Below are 19,021 nucleotides of genomic sequence, written 5' to 3' on the forward strand. Positions count from 1 at the left end.
CATAGCAGACGGGCCGTCGCGCGGCGCCGGCAAATTCGGGCCGGACAATAGCCATGGCCGGTCTTGTGTCAAGAGCATCGCGACATCGCCCGGGCAATCCCGCGAAGCCGCGGCGGGGGGATCGAAGAGGCGCCGATGGTGCCTGCCTTCGGGCGACTGCCCGACGGAGCCGCCTCCGCGTCGCTTGCGCAGCCGTGGGGCCAGAGCGACGGCGATGGACAATCAGAGCGGGACGAAATGAGCGTCGCTCATCCTCCCGTCCTATCTTCCTGCTTCCGCATGATCTCTTGCGAAAGCCGGTTCCCACTTTTCGGGATCATGCTCTACCGCGCAGCGACCAGCCGGCCGACGGCGAGCGCCAGATAGACGGCGAAGAAGAACGCCAGCGACCAGGCGAAGCCGTGAGGGCCGAAGAGGTCCATCGCGGTGCCGATGGCCTGCGGCCCGACGAGCATGCCGGCGGAATAGCAGAAGATGAAGGCGGCATTGGCGTCGGCGAGCTCGGACGGCGGCAGCCGCGAGCCGAGATGGGCGAGGCCGACGGTGTAGAGCCCGGCGACGACGCCGCCCCAGAGGAACAGGACGCCGGCCATCAGCCACCAGTCCTCGACGAGGACGGGCAGGCACAGCGTGCCGAGGAGGCCGACGCCGGCGCAGATGGCGAGCAGGGTCCGGCGGTCCTTCACGCGGTCCGACAGGATGCCGATCGGGATCTGCATCAGGACGTTGCCGATGCCGACGGCGGTGAGCAGCTGGGCCGCCGCGGCTTCGGAGAACCCGACGCGTTCGCCGAATACCGGGAAGAGGGTGAAGCCCCCCGATTCGACGGCCCCGAAGATCAGCACCGCGCCCGTCGCCGTCGGCACGGCATAGACATAGCGCCAGAACGAGCCCTTGCGCCGGTCCTTGGAGATCGCCGGCTCGCGGCTCCAGGCGAAGAACAGCGGGATCGCCGAGAGGAAGATAACGCCGGCGCCGATGCCGAAGGGCGCAAAACCCTGGCTGCCGACCTTGGAGAAGATCCACGGACCGAGGGCGAAGCCGAGCGACAGCACCGTCGCGTAGATGCCGAGGACGAGGCCGCGCTTGCCGGGCGGCGCCGCCGCGTTGATCCAGAATTCGGACAGGACGAAGAGCGCGGTGATCGAGAAGTGGAAGGTCAGGCGCAGCGGAAACCACGTCCAGAACGGCGTGAAGACGTAGAAGCCGATCGCCGAGAGGCCGGCGACGACGATCGCCGCCAGCATCGACACCCGGACGCCGATCCTTTGGGCGATCGGCGTCACCAGCGGCGCGGCGGCCAGCGAGGCGAGGCCGGCGACCGCCGAATTGGCGCCGATCAGCGAGGCCGAGATGCCGCGGCGCTCGAGGATGACCGACAGGAGCGGCAAGCCGAGACCGAGGGCGATGCCGACGGCGCTGATCGAGGCGATGGCGGCCGAGGCCGACAGCCAGTCGACGGATTCGAGCTCCGCCTCGGCTTCGGCGACGATGTCGTCCGCGGTCGATCGATCCAAAACGCTATCCCCGCTGTCGTCTCTTCGAACCGGCCGGCGGCGCGCAGCAGGCGACGCTTCGGCTTGCTGGGTCTGCGAGCCGCGCGCCGGCTCCGTCAGCGGGATGTGGCGGCGTCACGCGAAGGTCAAGACGCAGCGCCGATTCAGATGAGGTCATGGCGGAACCGCCCGTCGACCACGCGGTAGAAGGGCATCGGTCGGGAGGCGTCAAGCCAGGACCCGTCGGCGAGCCGCGCCAGAATCGCGTCGAGCACCGTGCGGGTGATCGGCGCCACCGAGCGCCCGGCAAGGTCGCCGGCTCCCACCCATGAGATCTCCGCGAACTCGTCGGTCGGCGGGGCGAATCGCTCCTCGGCCGGGCCGAGCCGCGCGGCGTCGACGACGAAGAAACGGGTATCGTAGCGGCGCGGCGCTCCCTCCGGCGTGATCGCCCGGGCGACGGGCACCAGCCAATCGAAGGCCGGGGCGAGGCCGCGTTCGGAAAAGGCCGCGAAGCCGCCGGGAAGGGCAGGCGGCGGCGCCTGCGGGCGTGCGACGAAAAGTCCGGTCTCCTCATGGGTCTCGCGGATCGCCGCGAGGACGAGGGCGGCCGCGTCACGCGGCGCAAACCCCGCCGGGACGTCGCCGGTCAGCCGCGCCGCGACGGCTTCGGCAAGCACGACGGATCCGGCGCCGTCGAGGTCGCCGGGCTCGACCGCACCGCCGGGAAAGACGAAGCGGTTGGCCATGAAGACGTGCCCCGGGCCCCTGAGTCCCATCAGGAAGCGCGGTTCGTCCCGGGACCGGTCGACGATGGCGAGGGTCGCCGCATCGCGAACCATGGTCGCGGCGGTCTCGCCGGCCTTCGCCTGGACGGCACGGCGCTCGGCCTCGAGGGCGTCGAGCCGCCCGTCGCCAATCAACCGGGGCTCTCCCCGGTCTCGGCTTCCGGCATGCCGGAGAAGCCGCCGAGGCCGAGGGCCCATTGCAGGCCGATGGTCGCGCCCTTCAGCGGCTGCAGGAGCACGAGGCTGAGCAGAATGGTGACCGGCACCCAGATGGCGAGATGCTGCCACATGGAAAGTTCTACCAGCTCCTCGCTCGCCATGAAGCCGGCGACGACGAGGTGGCCGACGATGAAGACGGTGAGGTAGGGAGGCAGATCGTCGGCACGGTGATGGTGGACTTCGAGGCCGCATTCTTCGCAGGCCTCCACGGATTTCAAAAACGACCCGAAGAGGCGTCCCTCGCCGCAGCGCGGACAGCGGCCGCGCAGGCCGCGCCACAAGGCCGTCCCCAGCGGACGGGGAGTGGCCGGGCGCCAGTCGGCGGGCGACGGCGTCGGCGGCAGGGGCGGCCGGCCGGCTTCGTTCATCGCCGTCTCCTCACCTTGGACGCGACGTTGCGGTCCCGCCCCTTGGCCGCTCCGCGCCGCCGCGACTTGTGGAACGAGCCGGTCGTGCCGGGCAGCTTCCGCGGCTCGGTGAGCATCTCGAACTGCAGCGAACCGGCGAGCGGCTGCGCCTCGACGAGCCGGACCGAAACCGTGTCGCCAAGCCGGTAGCCCTGGCCGGAGCGCTCGCCGACGAGGCTGTGGGCGCCCTCGTCATAGTGGAAATATTCGTTGCCGAGGGTGGAGATCGGCACGAAGCCGTCGGCGCCGTAGGTCGGCAGCTGGACGAAGAGGCCGGCCTTGGTGACGCCGCCGATGCGGCCGTCGAAACTCTCGCCGATGCGCTCCGAGAGGTGATGGGCGATCAGCCGGTCGACGGTGTCGCGCTCGGCCGCCATGGCGCGGCGCTCGGCCCGCGAGATCTCCTCGGCGGTCTCGGCGAGAAGCTCCTCGTCCTCCTTCGACAGGCCGCCTTCGCCGAGCGACAACGCCGTCACCAGCGCCCGGTGGACGACGAGATCGGCATAGCGGCGGATCGGCGAGGTGAAATGCGCGTAACGCGAGAGGTTGAGGCCGAAATGGCCGAGATTTTCGGGCGTGTAGAGCGCCTGGCTCTGCGAGCGCAGCACCACCTCGTTGACCAGCTGCTCGTTCTCGCCGCCCTTCACCCGCGACAGGATCTGGTTGAAATGCGACGGACGCAGCGAGCCGGCCTTGGCGAGCGAGATGTCGAGGCTCTTCAGGAATTCGCGCAGACCCTCGAGCTTCGACAGCGAGGGCGCGTCGTGGGCGCGGTAGATGAGCTGCTGGCGCTTCTTCTCGAGCGCCTCGGCCGCGGCGACGTTGGCGAGGATCATGAACTCCTCGATCAGCCGGTGGGCGTCGAGCCGCTGCGGCACGACGACCTCCTCGACGCGCCCCGCGGCGTCGAGCCGCAGCTTGCGCTCCGGCAGATCGAGCTCCAGCGGCTGGCGCCGCTCGCGGGCCATGCGAACCAGCCGATAGGCCTGCCAGAGCGGCTTCAGTACGGTGTCGAGGATCTGAGGCGCCACCGCGTCCGCGCTGCCGTCGATCGCCGCCTGGGCCTGCTCGTAGGCGAGCTTCGCACGGCTTTTCATCATGATGCGGTGGAAGTCGTGGCGGCGCTTGTCGCCATTGGCGTCGACGACGAGGCGCACGGCGAGGGCAGGGCGGTCGACGCCTTCCTTCAGCGAGCAGAGGTCGTTGGAGATGCGCTCGGGCAGCATCGGCACGACCCGGTCGGGGAAATAGACTGAATTGCCCCGAAGGCGCGCCTCGTTGTCGAGCTTCGAGGCCGGCCGCACGTACCAGGAAACGTCGGCGATCGCGACGGTGACGACGAAGCCGCCGGGATTGGCCGGGTCCTCGTCCGGTGCCGCGTGGACAGCGTCGTCGTGATCCTTGGCGTCGGCCGGGTCGATGGTGACGAGGGGAAGGCTCCGCCAATCCTCGCGGTCCTTCATGCCGGCGGGCCCGGCATGCTCGGCCTCTTCGAGCACCGCCTTCGGAAAGACGTGCGGGATGCCGTGGGCATGAAGGGCGATCGATGAGATCGCCTTTTCCGAATTGACCGAGCCGATGACCTCGACGACGCTCCCCACGGCCAAGCCGATACGCCGGCGCGGACCGGCCTCGACCTCGACGAGGTCGCCGTCCCGGGCGTCCCTGGTGTCGCCGGGTGCGACGGCATATTCGAGCTGCCTGCGCTCGACCGGCTCCACCCTGCCGCCGCCGCCCGGCATCGCCCGGAATACGCCGAGGGCGAGGCTGCGGCGCTTTTCCAGAACGCGGATGACCGTCAGGTGCCTGCCGGCCTCGCCGCCGCCGTCTGCCGCCGGATCGACGACGCGTGCGAGAATGCGCTCGCCGACGCCGGGGGGGGCGCCCTTGGCGCGATCGAGACGGACGGGCAGCGCCGGGGGTTCGCCGTCCTCGGCCCGATCCCAGGTCACCGGCTCGCCGAGCAGCTCGCCCTCCTCGCCGCGGCGGCGGATCTCGAAGACGCCGACCGGCGGCAGCGCGCCGGGGGTCTTGAAACGCCGGCGGTCGCCGGAGATGACGCCTTCCGCCTGGAGTTCGGCGAGCAGCGTCTTCAGGGCGACGCGCTCGTCGCCCTTCACCCCGAAGGCCTTGGCGATCTCGCGCTTGGAGGCCCGGCCGGGATTGTCGGCGACGAAACGCAGGACCGCCTCGCGGCTGAGCGCCGGCGCATCCTGCCGATCGTCGCGTCGCCTCGCCATGCCCGTCAGTCCGCGTCCCAGGGAACGGTGTCGGAGGCTTCCGCCGCGACCTTGCCGCGCTTTGCCGCCGTGCCCGCCTTCGACCCGGAGGCCTGGGAGGCGCTGCCGGACTTCCCGGCCGCGCCGGCCTTGGCGGGCTTCTTGTCGCCCTTCGCCTCGGCGGCCTTGCCGTTGGCGGCCGGCTTCTTGGCGGTCGCTGCCTTCTTCTTGCCGCCGGCGCCTTTCGCCCCGGTCTTTTCCGCCCGCTCGGTCAGAAGCTGGATCGCCTCTTCGAGCGTGACTGAGGCGGGATCCTTGCCCTTCGGCAGCGTCGCGTTGATCTTGCCGGTGTTGACGTAGGGCCCGAAGCGGCCGTCGCGCACGGTGATCTCGCCGCCGAGCGTCGGGTGCTCGCCGAGCGTCGCGATCGCCGCGGGCTTGGCCCTCGCGCCGCGGCCCTTCTCCTTCTTTTCGGCGATCACTGAGACGGCGCGGTTGAGGCCGACCTCGAAGACGTCCTCGATCGAGTCGAGATTGGCGTACATCCCGTCATGCTGGAGGAACGGACCGTAGCGCCCGAGCCCGGCGAGGATCGGCTTGCCGTCCTCGGGATGGGTGCCGACCTCGCGCGGCAACGACAAGAGCCGCAGCGCCTTTTCGAGGTCGATGTCGGCCGGCTCCCAGCCCTTCGGCAGCGACGAGCGCTTGGCTTCCTTGCCGCCTTCGCCGCGCTGGACGTAAGGCCCGAAGCGGCCCGAGCGCAGCGTCACCGGCTCGCCTGTCTCGGGATCGGTGCCGAGCTCCTTCGGCCCCTCGGCGGTCTCGGCATCCGCGGCGTCGGCGGAAAAGCTCGTGCCGAGCTGGCGGGTATAGTTGCACTCGGGATAGTTCGAGCAGCCGACGAAAGCGCCGAACTTGCCGAGCTTCAGCGACAGCTTGCCGTCGCCGCAGCGCGGGCAGGCGCGCGGCTCCGTCCCGTCCTCCCTGGGCGGAAAGACCAGCGGCGCCAGCTCCTCGTTCAGCGCGTCGAGGACGTCGGAGACGCGCAGCTCCTTGGTGCCTTCGACATGGTCGGAGAAGTCGCGCCAGAAGTCGCGGAGTACGTCCTTCCAGGAAAGTTCGCCCGCCGAGATCTTGTCGAGCTTCTCCTCGAGGTCGGCGGTGAAGTCGTATTCGACGTAGCGCTCGAAGAAATTGTGCAGGAAGGCGATGACCAGCCGGCCCTTCGCCTCGGGCAGCAGCTTCTTCTTGTCGACGACGATGTATTCGCGGTCCTGCAGGGTCTGCAGCGTCGCGGCATAGGTCGACGGCCGGCCGATGCCGAGCTCCTCCATCTTCTTGATGAGCGAGGCTTCCGAGTAGCGCGGCGGCGGCTCGGTGAAGTGCTGGTCGGCGTCGATCGAGCGGCGCGTCACGCTTTCCTTCGCCGCCATCTGCGGCAGACGGGCGTCGTCGCCCTCCTCGTCCGAATCGCTTGCCGACTTGGAATCGTCGCGGTGGTCGACATAGGCGGCGAGGAAGCCGTCGAACTTCACCACCTGGCCGGTCGCCCTCAGCATCGCCGTCTTGCCGTCGCCCCTGGCCTGGATGTCGACGGTGGTCCGCTCGATCTCGGCTGAGGCCATCTGGCTGGCGATGCCGCGCTTCCAGACCATGTCGTAGAGGCGGAACTGGTCCGGGTCGAGGAAGCGCTTGACGCTCTGCGGCGAGCGGGAGAAATCGGTGGGGCGGATCGCCTCGTGGGCCTCCTGGGCGTTCTTCGCCTTGGTCGAATAGAAGCGCGGCTTCTCCGGCACGTAGCGCGCCCCGAAGTCCGAGCCGATCGCCTTGCGCGCGCCGTCGATCGCCTCCGGCGCCATCTGCACGCCGTCGGTCCGCATGTAGGTGATGAGGCCGACCGTCTCGCCGCCGAGGTCGATGCCCTCGTAGAGCCGCTGCGCCACCTGCATGGTGCGCGAGGCGGAGAAGCCGAGCTTGGCGGAGGCCGCCTGCTGCAGCGTCGAGGTGGTGAAAGGCGGGCCGGGATTGCGGCGCGTCGGCTTCGCCTCGACGCTCTCGACGGCGAAGGTCGACGCGTCGAGCATCCGCTTGATGGTGCCGGCGACGTCGCCGTTCTTGACCGTGAGGCGCTGGATCTTCTCGCCGTCGAAGGCGGTGAGCCGCGCGTCGAAGGCTTCCTTCCGCTCGGTGGCGAGATGCGCGACGATCGACCAGTACTCTTCCGGGACGAAGCGCTCGATCTCGGCTTCGCGGTCGCAGACGAGGCGCAGCGCCACCGACTGGACGCGGCCCGCCGAGCGGGCGCCGGGCAGCTTGCGCCACAGCACCGGCGAGAGCGTGAAGCCGACGAGATAGTCGAGGGCGCGGCGCGCCAGATAGGCGTCGACCAGCGGCTCGTCGATCTGCCGCGGATTGGCCATGGCGTCGAGCACGGCCTTCTTGGTGATGGCGTTGAAGACGACGCGGCTCACCGGCTTCTTGCCGATCGCCTTCTTCTGCCGCAGCACCTCGAGCACGTGCCAGGAAATCGCCTCGCCCTCGCGGTCGGGGTCGGTCGCGAGGACCAGCGCGTCGGCCCCCTTCACCGCCTGGGCGATCTCGCTGAGGCGCTTCTGGGACGGCTTTCCGACCTCCCAGCTCATGGCAAAATCTTCGTCCGGCCTCACCGAGCCGTCCTTCGGCGGCAGGTCGCGAACGTGTCCGTAGGAAGCAATGACCTTGTAGCCGCTGCCGAGATATTTGTTGATCGTCTTCGCTTTGGCCGGCGATTCGACGATGACGACGTCCATTCGGTCCCCTGTCCGCGGCTGGTCTTGGCAGATCGGGCCCGGCTTGCGCGAATTTGCGGCCAAGCCCGGCCCAGAGCATGCGTCAGATGGACAGTCAGGCGGAAACGGTCAAGTCCGACGCGCCTTCGTCCTCCGGTTGGTTGCAACCATTGAGAGAGTTTGCATATAAGAACTCTTTAGATAGAAGGCGCGCGGCGGCGAGGGAAGTGCTGCCGACATCGCTTTCGACTCCTGCGTTCATCGGGGTTTGGAATGGCCATGACCGAAAATCAAGCTGAGACGCGGGATAATCTCAAATATGTCTCGGACATGTTGGAGCAACTTAAGCGTGTGGCCGGCGTCGAGCGCGGCGATCTCCTCCACTATTTTCTCGACATGGCACGGCTGGAGGCGGAGAATCGGCTGTCGGCGCGCGCCGCCGAGGATCCAGGCGGTTCACGCTGACCGACGAGCCGCCGCGTCTTTGGCGGGCCGGGCAGGGGCGGCACGGGGCCGGACAACTCACAGGAGCAGCGAGACCATGCCGCCCGGGTGGCGTTCGAGCCGGCCCGCGAGGTCGAGTTCGAGCAGGACGAGCTGCACGATGCCGGTCGGAACGCCGGTATGGGCGATGATCTCCTCGATCGTCACCGGCGTCGGCCCGAGAGCCTCGACGACGCGCTCGCGCTCGTCCTTCGAGGGCTCTTCGAGAGGCCCGTCGGCCGCCGGCTCGAAGAGCGTCGGATCGTCGCCCCGCGTGCCGTCCCCGGCGAGCGGGGCGAGCGCTTCGAGGACGTCCGCCGGCTCGCAGGCGAGGATGGCGCCGTCGCGAATCAGCCTGTTGGTGCCCGCCGCCCGCGGATCGAGCGGCGAGCCGGGGACCGCGAAGACCAGCCGGCCGAACTCGCCGGCAAGCCTGGCGCTGATCAGCGAGCCCGAGCGCATCGCAGCCTCGACGACGAGAAGGCCGAGGGAGAGCCCGGCGACGATGCGGTTGCGGCGGGGAAAGTCGATCGCCCGCGGCGTCCAGCCGAAGGGCATTTCCGAAAGGAGCGCGCCGCCTTCGTCGAGGATCCGGCGCATCAGCGCGCGGTTCTCCGTCGGATAGGGGTGGTCGAGGCCGCCGGCGAAGACGCCGACCGTGCCGGTGGCGAGCGCCGCGTCGTGTGCCGCCGCGTCGATCCCCCGCGCGAGGCCGGAGACGACGACATATCCCGCCTTTCCGACGCCGGTCGCGAACAGCCGCGTCAGTTTGACGCCGGAGAGGGAGGCGTTGCGCGCGCCGACGATGCCGAGGGACGGGCGATGGAGACAGTCGGCAGCGCCCATCAGCGCAAGCACCGGCGGCGCGCTCTCGACGCGGGCGAGATGCTGCGGATAGTCGGGCTCGCCCCGGCAGACGAAGCGCGCGCCGAGCTTGTTCGCCCGGGCCATCTCCTCGGCGGCGGCGGCCTCGCTGCAGACGACGATGCGGCGGCCGCCGCGGGCGGCGAGATCGGGAAGCGCCTGAAGTGCCGCGGAGGCGCTGCCGAAGCGGTTGATGAGTTCGCGGAAGGTGACGGGGCCGACATTCTCGCTGCGGCTGAGCCGCAGCCAGGAGAGCCGCATGTCCTCGGTGAGGACGACGCCCCGCCGCGGCGCGGCCGGCAGGCTCACGATCCGGCCCCCGGGGCGGCACGGCCTGCTCCGGTCCCGCCGGCCGCGGCAGGACCCCTGCGGCGCCGGCGCGGGGTCATGCCTTGTTCGCGCCGATCTTCGGCTCGGTCCCGCCGATCAGCCGCCGGATGTTGGCGTGATGGCGCAGATAGACGAGCACCGTCAGGATCGTGGTCAGAAGCGCCGCCGCCGGATAGCCGAGGAAGAAATAGGCGATCGGCACGAGCAGCGTCGCGACCAGCGCGGCGAGCGAGGAGTAGCGGGTGAGGTAGGCGATCGACAGCCAGGCGATGGCGAAGACGACGACGCCGAGCGGCGCGATGCCGAGCAGGATGCCGAGATAGGTCGCGACGCCCTTGCCGCCCCTGAAGCGCAGCCAGACCGGGAAGACGTGGCCGAGAAACGCCCCGACGCCGGCGACGGCCGCGTAGAAGGGGCCGAGCTCGAAGAGCGCGACGGCGACCGGGACGGTTCCTTTCAAAATGTCGCCGGCGAGCGTCAGCCCGGCCATCACCTTGTTGCCGGTCCTCAGCGCGTTGGTCGCGCCGATGTTGCCCGAGCCAATCTTGCGGATGTCGCCGAGGCCGAACAGATAGCCGAAGACGAGGCCGAAGGGGATCGACCCGCAGACATAGCCGGCGACGAGGCAGACGACCGCCCAGCCGAGATCGAGGGACGCACCGTCCAGCAAGATTTCCCCTCCTCAAACATTCGTTCGTCCGCGAAATTCATGGGTCCGCGACAGCGGCGCCAGGGCCGCGTCCGGCGCGGGCGGCGGTCGGACGCCGCCGGCTAGTCCTTCGCGGCGTAGACTGTGCGGCCCGAGACGACCGTCCGCAAGACCTCGCCGGCGAAGCGGGCGTTCTCGAAGGCCGAATTCTTCGACCGCGAGCGGATCCGGTCCTCGGTGAAGAGAAACGGCCGGTCGAGGTCGACGATGGCGAGGTCGGCCGGGGCGCCGGGCTTCAGCGTGCCGCGATCGATGCCGAGCAGCGCCGCCGGGGCGCTGGTCATCGCCTCGATCAGCCGCATCAGCGGCACCGCCCCGGAATGATGCAGCCGCAGGGCCGCCGACAGCAGGGTCTCGAGGCCGATGGCGCCGGGCTCGGCCTCGGCGAAGGGGCGGCGCTTGTCGTCGGCGTCCTGCGGATCGTGGGAGGAGACGATGACGTCGATCGTGCCGTCCGCCAGCGCCTCGACCATCGCCAGCCGGTCCTCCTCGCGCCGCAGCGGCGGGGAGAGGCGGAAGAAGGTGCGGTACTGGCCGACGTCGTTCTCGTTCAGCGACAGGTGGTTGATCGAGACGCCGGCGCTGACGGCGAGACCGCGGGCCTTGGCGGCGGCGACGACGCGGGCCGATTCGCCGAGCGAGATCTCGGCGGCGTGATAGCGGCAGCCGGTCAGCGCCGCGAGGCGGAGGTCGCGCTCAAGCGGGATGATCTCCGCTTCGCCAGGAATCCCCGGAAGCCCCAGCCAGGAGGCGTAGAGCCCCTCGTTCATCACGCCCCTGCCGGTGAGCGCCGCATCCTGCGTCTCGTGCATGACGACGGCGCCGAAGTCGCGGGCATAGGTCATGATGCGCCGGAGCAGCGCCGGGTCCGACAGGGTCTTGCGGCCCTCGGTAAAGGCCCTGACGCCGGCGCCGGCGAGAAGGCCGATCTCGGTCATCTCCCTGCCGGCGAGGCCTTTCGTCAGCGCCGCGGCCGGAAAGACGTTGACGCGGGCGGTGTCGCGGGCCGTCCGCATGACGAATTCGGCGATCGCCACGTCGTCGATCACCGGATTGGTGTCCGGCATCGTCAGGATCGAGGTGACGCCGCCGGCGGCCGCAGCATCGGAAGCGGAAGCGATGGTCTCGCGATGTTCGCCGCCCGGCTCGCCGATGAAGACGCGGGCGTCGACGAGGCCGGGAATGACGGTGAGGCCCGTGCCGTCGACGACGTCTGCCCCTTCGGGCCGGCCCTGGTTCAGCGCCTCCGGCCCGGCCGCCGCGATGCGGCCGTCACGGGCGACCACCGTGCCGACGGCGTCGAGCCCGCGCGCGGGATCGACGATCCTCGCCCGTTCGACGACGAGCGGCCGTTCGCCGGCGGCGCTCATGCCGGGTCTCCCGATGCGCCGATGAGCTTTTCCAAAACCGCCATGCGGACGGCGACGCCCATCTCCACCTGCTCCTCGATGACGCTCGCCGGCCCGTCGGCGATCTCGGAGGCGATCTCGACGCCGCGGTTCATCGGGCCGGGATGCATCACCAGCGCGTCGGGCCTGGCATGGGCGAGCTTCTGGGCGTCGAGGCCGAAATAGCGGAAATATTCGCGCACCGACGGCACGAAGGCGCCCTCCATGCGCTCGCGCTGCAGGCGAAGCATCATCACCACGTCGGCGCCCTTCAGCCCGTCCTCCATGCGCCGGAAGACCGTGACGCCCATCTTGTCGATGCCGCTCGGCAGCAGCGTCGAGGGGGCGACGACCCGGACCTCGGCGCCGAGGGCGTTGAGGAGGAGGATGTTGGAGCGGGCGACGCGGCTGTGCAGGACGTCGCCGCAGATCGCGACGACGAGCCGCGCGATGCGGCCCTTGCGGCGACGGATGGTCAGGGCGTCGAGCAGCGCCTGCGTCGGATGCTCGTGGGCGCCGTCGCCGGCGTTGACCACCGAGCAGGCGACCTTCTGGGCGAGCAGCGCGACGGCCCCGGCCGAATGATGGCGCACGACGAGGAGATCCGGCTGCATGGCGTTCAGCGTCATCGCCGTGTCGATCAGCGTCTCGCCCTTCTTCACCGAGGAACTCGCCACCGACATGTTCATCACGTCGGCGCCGAGCCGCTTTCCGGCGAGCTCGAAGGAGGCCTGCGTGCGCGTCGAGGCCTCGAAGAAGAGGTTGATCTGGGTGCGACCCTTCAGGACCGACTTCTTCTTCTCGGTCTGCCGCGAGACGGCGACCTCGGCCTCGGCGAGATCGAGGAACTCGCCGATCTCCACGGGCGAAAGTCCGGCGATGCCGAGGAGATGGCGGGGCGGGGTCTCGGGGCGGGGAGCGGGTGCGATCATATCGAGCGAGGGCTATAAGGGGTGTCGGAAGGCGCGGCAAGAAATTCGCGCCCGGCCACCGCATCAGCCCGGCCGTCGCATCAGGAGGAGGGAGAGATGCCCGAAGCGCTTCCCGCCGCAAACGAGGTGTTCAACCAGTCCTCGGAATTCGCCGGCTTCAACGCCTATCGCTCCGATCCGCTGCTGAAGGTGCTTTCGGCGGGCTTCGGCGACGAGGTGATCCTGTCGCTCGACCAGCATGGCCGGTTCTGCGGCTCGCACGAGGCGCACGACCTCGCCCGGCTCGCCAATCTCGAAACGCCGAGCCTCAGGCGATTCGACGAGAAGGGCCACCGGCTGGAGATGGTCGACTTCCACCCGGCCTATCACGCGCTGATGCGCCGCTCGATCGCCGAGGGCCTCGCCGCCTCGATCTGGGACGGGCCGGCGGCGGAGGCCGGCATCCGCCACCTTGCGCGGGCGGCGCGCTTCTACATGACGGCCGGCGTCGAATGCGGGCATCTCTGCCCGGTCACCATGACCTCCGCGGCGCTTGCCGCACTGGCCGCGGCGCCCGCGCTCCGCGACGGGCTGCTGCCGCTGATCGCCTCGCGGCAATACGATCCCGGCATCAAGCCGGCGTCGGAGAAGGCCGGCGTCACCCTCGGCATGGGCATGACCGAAAAGCAGGGCGGCACCGACGTCCGCGCCAACACGACGCGGGCCGTGCCGCGCGGCGACGGGACCTTCGCCGTCACCGGCCATAAGTGGTTCATGTCGGCGCCGATGTGCGACGCCTTCCTGTTACTCGCCCAGACCGCCGCCGGGCCGACCTGCTTCCTCCTGCCGCGGCGCCGGGCCGACGGCTCACTCAACGGTCTCTATCTGCAGCGGCTGAAGGACAAGCTGGGGAACCGCTCCAACGCCTCCTCGGAGGTCGAGTTCGTCGAGGCCGAGGCGAGGCCGGTCGGCGCCGAGGGGCGGGGCATCGCGACGATCCTCGACATGGTGACGCTGACGCGGGTCGACTGCGCTCTCGCCTCGGCGGGGCTGATGCGCGGCGCGCTGGCGGAGGCCGTCCACCATTGCCGCGAGCGCAAGGTGTTCGGCAAGCTGCTGATCGACCAGCCGCAGATGGTCCGCGTCCTCGGCGAACTCGCCATCGATTCCGCCGCCGCGACGGTCCTCGCCTTCCGCCTCGCCGAGACGCTCGACCGCTGCGGCGTCGGCGGCGGCCCCGCGGCAGCGGGCGACGCGGCAGACGATTTCGCGGCGGAAGCGGGCGAGGAGGCCCGCGCCTGGGCGCGGGTGATGACGCCGGTGACGAAGTACTGGGTGTGCAAGATCGCCCCGGCCTTCGCCTACGAGGCGATGGAATGCCTCGGCGGCAACGGCTATGTCGAGGACGGGCGGCTCGCCCGGGCCTATCGCGAGGCGCCGGTCAACGCCATCTGGGAGGGCTCCGGCAACGTCGTCGCCCTCGACCTGCTGCGCGTCATGAAGCGCGATCCCGAGGCCTTCGACACGGTGATCACGACGATCGAGCGGGACCTCGGCGAGATTGCCGGCGGCACGCCCGGCGTGCTGCGGGCGGCGGTGTCGATGGCGGCTTCCGACGAGGGGTCCTGCCGGCTCCTCGCCGAGCAGCTGGCCCTTGCCGCCGCGGCGGCGAGCCTCAGGCGGCTCGGCCTCGGACCGATCGCCGCGGCCTTCGCCGAGACGAGGCTCGGCGGCGTCTTCAGCCACAGCTACGGCATGGTGGACCTGAGGCACGACTGCCGGGCGATCGTCGACGATCTCTACCCGCCGCTGCGCTGAGCGGCGTTCGATCGCTCCGGAACCGCGGCGGAGCGCCCGGGCGCCGGGCCCGTTAACGACGTTTGCGGGAACGGGTTGAAGCTGCGCCACCAAAGCGCGACACTCGCGTTAACACTTCGTTAATCATGGCGACGGAGCCAACGCGTGACGAACCGGGTCGCTTCGATCCTCGCATTATCGGGCTGGGCCGGCTTCTGCGGCGTTTCGGCCCTGCGCTGTGCCCACGAGGCCGGCTTGTCCGAGCTTCTCGTCGGCTCCTACGGGGCGCGGCTCTTCGCCGAGGCGCAGCTTCCGGCGATTCGCATCTCCGAGGGCGAGCTGCTCGGCCTTGCCGCGATCCTCGCGGCGCTGACCATCGCCTTCGCCGTCTCGATCGCCGGCATCCTGTCGCTCGCCAAGACGTCGGAACGCCTTGCCGAGCCCTTCGCCGCGGCGACATTTTCCGCCCTCTTCGGCTTCTACGCCGCGCTCGCTCTGTCCGGCTCCGCGGCCATCGCGCTCTTCGGCACCGGGCCGCTGGCGACGCTGTTCATCGCCCTCGGCTTCGCCGCGCTGCTCTTCGACCACGTCGTCGCCGACCGCAGCGACGCGGAGGGCGACGCCGTCTTCGAGGCGGTGATGTCGCAGATCGAGGAGGCCAAGCGCGCCGCCGTCGCCGATCGCCGGCGGCACGAGGGCAAGGACGGCGACCAGGACCGCGGCTGATGCGCGGCGTCCTCGCCCTCTGGCTGGCGCCGGCGGTCGCGGTCGTATGCTGGTACACACTCTCCGCCGCCGATGTCGGGCAGAGCCTCGGCAGCGTCTATCTCTCGCGCGACTTCCGGGAAGGCGTGTTTCTCGTCGCCGGGCACATTCTCGGCGTCGCGCCGGAGCGGCTGCCGGCGATGGTCGCATCGGGCTTCCTCCTCGACACGGCGATCCTCCTCGCGATCCTGGGGCTTCGCCATCGCCGCGCCGTCGCGGCGTTCGCCGCCGGCCTCGCGGCGTCCCTCAGGCTGAGCCGCGCAGCGCCACCAGCCGATCCAGCGCCCCCTGCAGAATGAAGGCGGCCGCGGCCGAATCGATCCGCTCCGCCCGCTTGGCCCGCGAGACGTCGGCCGCGATCATCGCCCGTTCGGCCGCGACGGTCGACAGCCGCTCGTCCCAGAACAGCGCCGGCCGCGGGTCGAGGGCGGCGTAGTTGCGCATGAAGGCGCGCGAGGACTGGGCACGCGGTCCCTCGCTGCCGTCCATGTTGAGCGGCAGGCCGATGACGAGGCCGGCGACCTGCTCCCCGTCGAGCGCCTGTTTCAGGGCGGCGGCGTCGAGGCCGAACTTGCGGCGGCGGATCACCGGCCGCGGCGTCGCGAAGCCCCAGCTCCGGTCGGACAGAGCGAGGCCGACGGTCTTGGTGCCGAGGTCGAGGCCGGCGAGCGGCAGGCCCGGGGCGACGGCGTCGAGGAAGGCTTCGAGCGACAGGACGGCCATTCACCGCGACCCCTGCGGCACGGCTTGACGCCCGCGGCCGGCCGAGCACTTACCGGTCCTGACGGTTTCCCCGCCGAAGCAAACGGCGGGGCGGATGACACTCAACAGGGGGCGCGCTCCATGAAGATCACCTATCTCGGCCATTCGGCCTTCCGGATCGACACCGGCTCGTCGGTCATTCTGGTCGACCCGTTCCTCACCGGCAACCCGCATTTCGAGGGAAATAGCGTCGATGCCGCGACGAGCGGCGTCACCCACGTCGTCCTCAGCCACGGCCATTTCGACCATGTCGGCGACACCGTCGACATCGCGCGGAAGAGCGGCTGCAAGGTGGTCGGCAATTTCGAGCTGGTGAGCTGGCTGAACAAGCAGGGGGTCGAGGCGATCGAGCCGCTGAACACCGGCGGAACCGCTGCCTTCGGCGACTTCTCAGTGACCCTGACCCAGGCGTTCCACTCCTCCGGTTCGGTCGAGGAGAACGGCACCGTGACTTATCTCGGCATGCCGAACGGGCTCGTCTTCCATTTCGATTCGGGCCCGACCGTCTACCACATGGGCGACACCGACATCTTCGGCGACATGGCGCTGATCGAGGAGCTGCATCATCCGAAAATCGCGATGGTGCCGGTCGGCGACCGTCTGACCATGGGCGCGGCCGTCGCGGCGCTCGCCTGCCGGCGCTACTTCGCCTTCGACAAGATCGTGCCGATTCACTGGGGCACGCTGCCGATCCTCGATCCCAACCCCGAAAAATTCCGGGAAGCGATGGAGGGCGATGCCGGCAAGGTGCTGACGCCGAAGGTCGGCGAGCCCTTCGAGGTCTAGCGCGGGCCGTCCGGCCCGTGCTCCTGCCGCGCCGTCGCGACGAGCAGGCTTTCCAGCCCGCGGAAATGCCAGGCGTCGCGCACCGGCGGCGGCGCGGCGACAAAGATGTCCGGGCAGCGCGTGAAGAGCCGCGTCAGCGCGATCTTCATTTCGAGCCGGGCGAGCGGCGCGCCGATGCAGAAGTGGATGCCGCCGCCGAAGGAGACCGGCGTCGGCGGGTTTGTTCCGAGGAAGCGGGCGGGGATGAAGCGATCCGGCTCGGAATAGGCGGCAGGGTCGCGGTTCGCCGCGGCGAGCAGCAGCGCCACCTTGTCGCCGCGCTCGAGCCTTGCGCCGCCGGGCAGTTCGACCGGCTCCAGCGCGTAACGTTCGAAGAGATGCAGCGGCGGGTCGAAGCGGAGGGTCTCCTCGACGGTGGCCTCGGCCAGGGCCGCGTCGGCGAAGAGGCCGGCGGGCGACGCCGCCGGGCTCTGTCCGGCGGGGCCGCGGGCCTCGTGCCCGACGTGGCGGAGAATGGCGTTCACGGCATTGCCGATCTGGTGCACCGTCGCCTCGTGGCCGGCATTGAGGAGAAGCACGAGCAGCGACACCGTCTCGTCCCGCGACAGGCGTCCGCCGCCCTCGGTCTCGGCGGCGATCAGGGCGGAGACGAGATCGTCGCCGGGCGCCCGCGCCTTTGCGGCGATGAGCTTGTGGAGAAAGGCTGCGAATTCCCACGACGCATGGTTGGCGGCGTGTTCGGTTTCGAGGCTGCGGCCGGGCGTGTACATCGCCACCATGGCGTGCGACCAGCCGACGAGCGCGTCGCCGGCCGAGCGCGGCACGCCGATCAGGTCGGCGATCACCATGACGGGAAGCGGCGCGGCGAAGCGCCCGATGAGATCGATCTCGGCCCCGTCCTGAAAGCCGTCGATCAGCGCGTCGGCGATCTGCCCGATCGTCGGGGCGAGGCGCTCGATCCGCCGCGAGACGAAGGCCTTGGTCAACAGGGCGCGCAGCCTCGTGTGGGTCGGCGCCTCGAGTTCGAGCAGCGAGTTCGCCTCGAGGGCGTAGAAGTCGGCAAGATGCGCCGGCCGCCCCGACGGATCCGCCCGCCCGTCCGGGCCGGACGGCACGACCCGGCCGAAGCGCCGGTCGCGCAGCATGGCGGAGACGAGGGCGTGGCCGGCCACCGCGAGACCGCCGACCGCTTCCCAATGCGCCGTGCCGCCGGCGGCGATCAGCGCCCGATAGGCGGGGTAGGGGTTTTGGAAGAAGCTCGGATCGCGCGGGTCGAGGGCGAGCTTTCCCGCCGCGAGGTGGAAGCTTTCGGGCAAAGCGGCATGATCGGTCGCACGGTCCATGCCGCGTCATCGCGCCGCCGCGTCCGGAAGGCAACGGCGAATCTGCCGCGCCGCCCCCCGTCCCGCCCTGTGTGTGTGGCTCAGCAGGAGCCGCGCAGATGCACCTGCCGCCAGCCGCTGCGCTCCTCGCGCACCTTCACGGTCACCTGGCGGGTGCCGTATTGCGCCGGAATGACCCGGGCGACGCGTCGCTCCGGCTCGATCACCATCCACTCGCGCACGGTCTCGTAGCGCGGCGCCACGACGTAGCGCTCGACCGTCGCCGGGCGCACCAGCACCCTTTCGCGCGAGACGCCGTATTGCGCCGGAATCACCTCGGTCCATTCCCGGCCGGGCACGACGATCGTCCGGGCGCTCGATCCGTAGCGCGGCTCGACCGCGACGCGGCAGTAGACGCGCTTGCCGTTGACGACGCGCCATTCGAAGCGGGCGCCGCCGGGTTCGAGAAGCACCGGTTCGGAGACCGTCTGATAGGTGGCCGGGGCGGCGTGGCGGACCACCCGGGCGGGTTCAAGCACGACCTGCCGTTCCACCCAGCGGTATTCGGCGGCGACCGGCGTCTCGACGACGCGGCCGGGTTCGACCTCCACCTGGCGGGTGCCCCAGCCGTAGCGGGCGGGAACGACGTCGTAGACGGTCTCGGCCGGCCGCACGACGTAGCTCTCCTCGACCGTCGCATAGGCCGCCGGCTCGCTCACCGGCTGGTAGCAGGCGACGGGGGCGCCGCCGGCGTTCGCCGGCGCGGCGAGGAGGGAAACGGTGCTCGCTGCGGTCAACAGGGAAACGAAGATCCTGCTCTTCATTGCGTCGTCCTTCATTCTCGAGCGTGAATGAAAGACACAATAGATCGCTTCCGCCGAAAATGTATCGAAGCATACCCGAACAATTCTCGGCAATATTAATGCCAAGGATTTGAATGAAATTCGATAAAAGACCGGTTCATCGGAGTGGCGCCCGGGCGGCGACGCCGACGAGGCGTCGCCGAT

17 protein-coding genes are annotated in these 19,021 nt (G+C 70.1%); 5 read left to right on the forward strand and 12 right to left on the reverse strand.

Going from position 1 to position 19,021, the window contains the following annotated elements; all coding sequences use genetic code 11:
* Window positions 1–323 precede the first annotated feature (323 nt).
* From J1C47_RS03640 to topA, 5 genes are all read right to left on the reverse strand, one after another.
* Window positions 324–1,517 (reverse strand): MFS transporter, encoded by a 1,194-nt coding sequence (locus J1C47_RS03640; protein WP_207349356.1) that lies wholly within the window; start codon window positions 1,515–1,517, stop codon window positions 324–326.
* A 143-nt stretch (window positions 1,518–1,660) separates the two neighbouring features.
* Window positions 1,661–2,419 (reverse strand): NUDIX hydrolase, encoded by a 759-nt coding sequence (locus tag J1C47_RS03645; RefSeq protein ID WP_207349357.1) that lies wholly within the window; start codon window positions 2,417–2,419, stop codon window positions 1,661–1,663.
* Entirely contained in the window at window positions 2,416–2,871 is a 456-nt protein-coding gene (locus J1C47_RS03650; protein WP_207349358.1) for a DUF983 domain-containing protein, read from the reverse strand. Before J1C47_RS03650 ends, J1C47_RS03645 begins: the two co-directional genes overlap by 4 nt.
* Window positions 2,868–5,150 (reverse strand): ribonuclease R, encoded by a 2,283-nt coding sequence (gene rnr / locus J1C47_RS03655; protein WP_207349359.1) that lies wholly within the window; start codon window positions 5,148–5,150, stop codon window positions 2,868–2,870. The genes J1C47_RS03650 and rnr overlap by 4 nt, the downstream gene beginning before the upstream one ends.
* Before the next feature lie 5 nt (window positions 5,151–5,155).
* Entirely contained in the window at window positions 5,156–7,918 is a 2,763-nt protein-coding gene (gene topA, locus J1C47_RS03660; RefSeq protein WP_207349360.1) for a type I DNA topoisomerase, read from the reverse strand.
* A 252-nt stretch (window positions 7,919–8,170) separates the two neighbouring features.
* Between topA and J1C47_RS03665 the strand changes: the two genes are divergently transcribed.
* The gene (locus J1C47_RS03665; protein WP_207349361.1) at window positions 8,171–8,362 is read left to right on the forward strand and encodes a hypothetical protein; all 192 of its coding nucleotides are present in this window, start codon (window positions 8,171–8,173) and stop codon (window positions 8,360–8,362) included.
* Between the two features lie 57 nt (window positions 8,363–8,419).
* Here J1C47_RS03665 and dprA read toward each other — a convergent pair whose 3' ends face one another.
* From dprA to J1C47_RS03685, 4 genes are all read right to left on the reverse strand, one after another.
* Window positions 8,420–9,556 (reverse strand): DNA-processing protein DprA, encoded by a 1,137-nt coding sequence (gene dprA / locus J1C47_RS03670; protein WP_207349454.1) that lies wholly within the window; start codon window positions 9,554–9,556, stop codon window positions 8,420–8,422.
* A 73-nt stretch (window positions 9,557–9,629) separates the two neighbouring features.
* Complete coding sequence (plsY, locus tag J1C47_RS03675) at window positions 9,630–10,241, reverse strand: glycerol-3-phosphate 1-O-acyltransferase PlsY (protein WP_425354534.1); 612 nt, start codon at window positions 10,239–10,241, stop codon at window positions 9,630–9,632.
* 104 nt (window positions 10,242–10,345) lie between these two features.
* A complete protein-coding gene (locus tag J1C47_RS03680; protein ID WP_207349363.1) occupies window positions 10,346–11,653 on the reverse strand; it encodes a dihydroorotase in 1,308 nt (435 codons plus the stop codon).
* On the reverse strand, window positions 11,650–12,603 hold the full coding sequence (locus tag J1C47_RS03685) for an aspartate carbamoyltransferase catalytic subunit (protein ID WP_207349364.1): 954 nt from the start codon (window positions 12,601–12,603) through the stop codon (window positions 11,650–11,652). Before J1C47_RS03685 ends, J1C47_RS03680 begins: the two co-directional genes overlap by 4 nt.
* Before the next feature lie 96 nt (window positions 12,604–12,699).
* On the opposite strand from J1C47_RS03685, the gene J1C47_RS03690 reads away from it, so the two are divergent.
* From J1C47_RS03690 to J1C47_RS03700, 3 genes are all read left to right on the forward strand, one after another.
* Window positions 12,700–14,400 carry an acyl-CoA dehydrogenase family protein gene (locus tag J1C47_RS03690; protein WP_207349365.1) on the forward strand — a complete coding sequence of 567 codons (1,701 nt, stop codon included), beginning with the start codon at window positions 12,700–12,702 and terminating at the stop codon, window positions 14,398–14,400.
* Between the two features lie 234 nt (window positions 14,401–14,634).
* Window positions 14,635–15,105: a hypothetical protein gene (locus J1C47_RS03695; protein WP_207349366.1), complete on the forward strand. Its 471-nt coding sequence runs from the start codon at window positions 14,635–14,637 to the stop codon at window positions 15,103–15,105.
* Complete coding sequence (locus tag J1C47_RS03700; RefSeq protein ID WP_207349367.1) at window positions 15,105–15,443, forward strand: DUF6105 family protein; 339 nt, start codon at window positions 15,105–15,107, stop codon at window positions 15,441–15,443. Before J1C47_RS03695 ends, J1C47_RS03700 begins: the two co-directional genes overlap by 1 nt.
* Here J1C47_RS03700 and ruvX read toward each other — a convergent pair.
* Window positions 15,391–15,867, reverse strand: coding sequence for a Holliday junction resolvase RuvX (gene ruvX / locus J1C47_RS03705; protein ID WP_207349368.1), 477 nt, complete (start codon window positions 15,865–15,867; stop codon window positions 15,391–15,393). The genes J1C47_RS03700 and ruvX overlap by 53 nt on opposite strands.
* 120 nt (window positions 15,868–15,987) lie before the next feature.
* Here ruvX and J1C47_RS03710 point away from each other — a divergent pair, with 120 nt between their 5' ends.
* The gene (locus J1C47_RS03710) at window positions 15,988–16,692 is read left to right on the forward strand and encodes a metal-dependent hydrolase (RefSeq protein WP_207349369.1); all 705 of its coding nucleotides are present in this window, start codon (window positions 15,988–15,990) and stop codon (window positions 16,690–16,692) included.
* Here J1C47_RS03710 and J1C47_RS03715 read toward each other — a convergent pair.
* A complete protein-coding gene (locus tag J1C47_RS03715; protein WP_207349370.1) occupies window positions 16,689–18,035 on the reverse strand; it encodes a cytochrome P450 in 1,347 nt (448 codons plus the stop codon). The two genes, J1C47_RS03710 and J1C47_RS03715, sit on opposite strands and share 4 nt — an antisense overlap.
* 80 nt (window positions 18,036–18,115) lie before the next feature.
* On the reverse strand, window positions 18,116–18,838 hold the full coding sequence (locus tag J1C47_RS03720) for a hypothetical protein (protein WP_207349371.1): 723 nt from the start codon (window positions 18,836–18,838) through the stop codon (window positions 18,116–18,118).
* Window positions 18,839–19,021: the final 183 nt, after the last annotated feature.

The sequence above is a fragment of the Jiella sonneratiae genome (assembly GCF_017353515.1).
Taxonomy (GTDB): Bacteria; Pseudomonadota; Alphaproteobacteria; order Rhizobiales; family Rhizobiaceae; genus Jiella; species Jiella sonneratiae.